The sequence below is a fragment of the Micromonospora echinofusca genome (genome assembly GCF_017614955.1).
Classification (GTDB): domain Bacteria; phylum Actinomycetota; class Actinomycetes; order Mycobacteriales; family Micromonosporaceae; genus Micromonospora; species Micromonospora echinofusca_A.
The window spans coordinates 1-2,941 of the sequence record NZ_WVUH01000549.1; the positions used below are offsets into that span (position 1 = coordinate 1).

The following is a 2,941-nucleotide window of genomic DNA, read 5'->3' on the forward strand; positions in this document are numbered from 1 at the left end:
CCGGCACGGTGACCAGGGCACCCAGGCCACGCCCCAGGTCCACCCGGGGCACCCGGCTCAACCCCGCGTCGACCACCACCCGGACCCCCGGCACGGTCAGGCTGCTCTCCGCGACCGAGGTGGCCAGCACCACCCGGCGGCGCGGGCCGGGCCGCAGCGCCGCGTCCTGGTCCCGGCCGGACTGGCGTCCGTGCAGGGTGACCAGGTCCACGGTGTCCGTCAACCCGGCCAGCCGGCCGCCCACCCCGGCGATCTCCGCCGCACCCGGCAGGAAGACCAGCAGGTCCCCGTCCCGCTCGTGCAGGGCCCGCCGGACCGTGGCCGCGACATGGTCGAGCAGCGCGGGATCGACCCGTGACCCGGTCCGCCCGCCGGGGCGGGTACCGGCCCGTGCCGGTCCGGCCGGTGGCGGCGCCCAGACCGTGGTGACCGGGTGCAGCGCCCCGTCGGCCCGCAGTACGGGCGCCGGACCGGTCGCCGTACCGAGCAGCTCGGCGAACCGGTCCGCCTCGGCGGTCGCGGACATCGCCACCAGCCACAGGTCCGGCCGGAGTGCGGCCCGCGCCTCCACCGTGAACGCCAGCGCCAGGTCGGCGTCGAGCTGCCGCTCGTGGCACTCGTCGAGCAGGACGACCGAGGTGCCGGGCAGTTCCGGGTCGTGTTGCAGCCGCCGGACCAGCAGACCGGTGGTCACCACCTCGATCCGGGTGGCCGGACCGATCCGTCGGTCACCGCGTACCGCGTAGCCGACCGTCCCACCGACCCGTTCGCCGAGCAGGGCGGCCATCCGGTGTGCCGCCGCCCGGGCGGCCACCCGACGCGGTGCGGCCAGTACCACCGTCCCGGTGACCGCCCCGGCCAGCACCAGCGGGCTGAGGGTGGTCTTGCCGGTACCCGGCGGGGCCACCAGCACCGCCGTACCCCCGGTGCGCAGCGCGTCGACCAGGCTCGGGAGCACCCGGGTCACCGGCAGCTCAGGCAGGTGCAAGGAAGGGCCCCTTCTTAACGTTTTCGGTATAGGAAGGGCCCCTTCTTAACACCCCTGCCTAGCGCGGTGTCGTCAACCGGTCCAGCCCGGCGAGGAAGCTCCGCCACGACGCGGCCGGAAAGGCGAGTACCGGTCCACCACGGTCCTTGCTGTCCCGGACGGCCACCGCTGTCGACCCGGCGGCGACCTCCACACAGTTGCCGTTGCCGCTGCTGCGGCTGCTGGTGCGCCAGGCACCGGGGACCGGGTCGTGCGGGATCATGTGGTACCTCTCGTCATCCCGGTGGGCGTGCCGCCAACCGGTCACGCAAAGTAACGAGAAGCGGCCTCCAGGTAGGTTGCGGAGTCCTCCGGGGTCAGTGCCATCCGGCTCAACTTCTCGTGGACAAGGGTATACCCGTGCACGTGCGCGGCTTCCTCCAGAGCCAACCCCATCGTGAGGTTGTCCAGGTAAACCACTGGTTCCTCGGCGGCGTCGGCGAAGCCGAGGATGACGTACGGCGTGGTCATGGCCGGATGACCACCAGCCGCGAATGGAAGTACCTGAATGGTAACGTTAGGTAGTTGACTAATGTCAAGCATCTGTCGAAGTTGATCTCTCATCACGGCTGCGCCACCCACCGGCCGCCGGAGTACCGCCTCGTTGAGCACCACGGACAGCTGTACCGGCTGCTTCTGGTGCAGCACCTCCTGCCGCTGCATCCGGGCGGCGACCTTCCGGTCCACCCCGTCCTCGCCGGCGGTCAGCCGGTAGATCGCGCGGGCGTACTCCTCGGTCTGCAGCAGCCCGGGCACCGACTCGGCCTCGTACGTCCGCAGGGTGGCCGCCTCGGCCTCCAGGCCGACGTAGAACTCGAACCACTCGGGCAGTACGTCGCTGTAGTTCTGCCACCAGCCGCGCTGCTGGGCGCCCCGGGCGATCTCGATGAGCGCCTCGGCGTCCTCCCCGGTCACCTGGTAGAGGGCGAGGGCGGCGCGGACGTCCCGGGGCTTGATGCCGATCTGGGCGTTCTCGATCCGGGACAGGTTGCTCTTGGACATGTCCAACTGCCGGGCGGCCTGGTCGAGGGTCATGCCGGTGCGTTCCCGGAGGTGACGCAGTTCCCGGGCGATACGGCGGCGGCGGACGGTCGGGCTGGCGGTCACGACCACGAGTCTGACATGCGCAAGATCGACAGCCGCCGGCCCCTGGGGGAATGTTCCGCGCTGCAACCAACGGATCCGGGAGTTGCATTGCCGGCACCTGCGGTGCATCCTTTCTCGGGCGTCGATCTCCGATGTGTCCGGTCGAGGAGGACCGTTGCAACTCGCCGACGAGTTCTTTCTCATCGCGCACCACGACAGTCGTGCCGGCCGGCCCCGGCTCAACCCGGTGGCGACCGGGCTCGGGCTCGCCGCGGCCCTGCTCGGTGAGCTCGTCCTCTCCGGACACATCTCGCTCGGCGCCGGCCTGGTCACCCTGGTCGACCGCCGGCCGCCCGCCGACGCGCTCGCGCACACCGTGCTCGACCACATCGTCCACGAGCCGGAGCACCAGGCGGTGCGTACCTGGCTGAACTTCCTCGCCCAGAGCGCGGCCGGCTCGGTGGGGGAGCGGATGACCCGCAACGGGACGGTGCGCCGGGAGGAGTCCCGGCGGCTGCTGCGTACCTCGGTGGCCTACGTCCCGGTGGACATCAACGCGGCGGCCTGGCCCGCCACCCGGCTGCGGGACCTGCTGGACCGCCCCGATCCGCCGACCGTGCCGGACGGCCTGCTGTTCGGGCTGGTCACCGCGACCGGGTTGACCCGCGAGGTGCTCTGGGCGGCCGGCCCCCGGGCCCACCACCGGCTCAGCGTGCTGATCGCCGCCCTGCCGCCGCCCCTGAAGGAACTCGTCATGCACACCGAGGCGGCCGTCGGAGCCGCCGTGCTGCGGCAGTAGCCCGCGCTCCCCGGCCCGCCGCCCCACCC

At 72.2% G+C, this 2,941-nt stretch carries 4 protein-coding genes; 1 reads left to right on the plus strand and 3 read right to left on the minus strand.

The window, feature by feature from the left end; all coding sequences use genetic code 11:
- The 3 genes from GSF22_RS32495 to GSF22_RS32505 all read right to left on the minus strand — a co-directional run.
- Positions 1-988, minus strand: a 988-nt coding sequence (locus GSF22_RS32495; RefSeq protein WP_280117021.1) for a DEAD/DEAH box helicase, incomplete at its 3' end; no start/stop codon positions are given.
- A 58-nt stretch (positions 989-1,046) separates the two neighbouring features.
- Positions 1,047-1,250 carry a DUF397 domain-containing protein gene (locus GSF22_RS32500; protein ID WP_208817737.1) on the minus strand — a complete coding sequence of 68 codons (204 nt, stop codon included), beginning with the start codon at positions 1,248-1,250 and terminating at the stop codon, positions 1,047-1,049.
- Between the two features lie 41 nt (positions 1,251-1,291).
- Positions 1,292-2,134, minus strand: coding sequence for a helix-turn-helix domain-containing protein (locus GSF22_RS32505; RefSeq protein ID WP_208817738.1), 843 nt, complete (start codon positions 2,132-2,134; stop codon positions 1,292-1,294).
- A gap of 154 nt (positions 2,135-2,288) precedes the next feature.
- On the opposite strand from GSF22_RS32505, the gene GSF22_RS32510 reads away from it, so the two are divergent.
- Positions 2,289-2,912, plus strand: a complete 624-nt coding sequence (locus GSF22_RS32510) for a GOLPH3/VPS74 family protein (RefSeq protein ID WP_208817739.1) — start codon at positions 2,289-2,291, stop codon at positions 2,910-2,912.
- The last annotated feature ends 29 nt before the right edge of the window (positions 2,913-2,941 follow it).

Excerpts from the sequence above, each read along its gene's own strand:
- GSF22_RS32500 (WP_208817737.1), bottom strand. The coding sequence starts at position 1,250 with ATGATCCCGCACGACCCGGTCCCCGGTGCCTGGCGCACCAGCAGCCGC.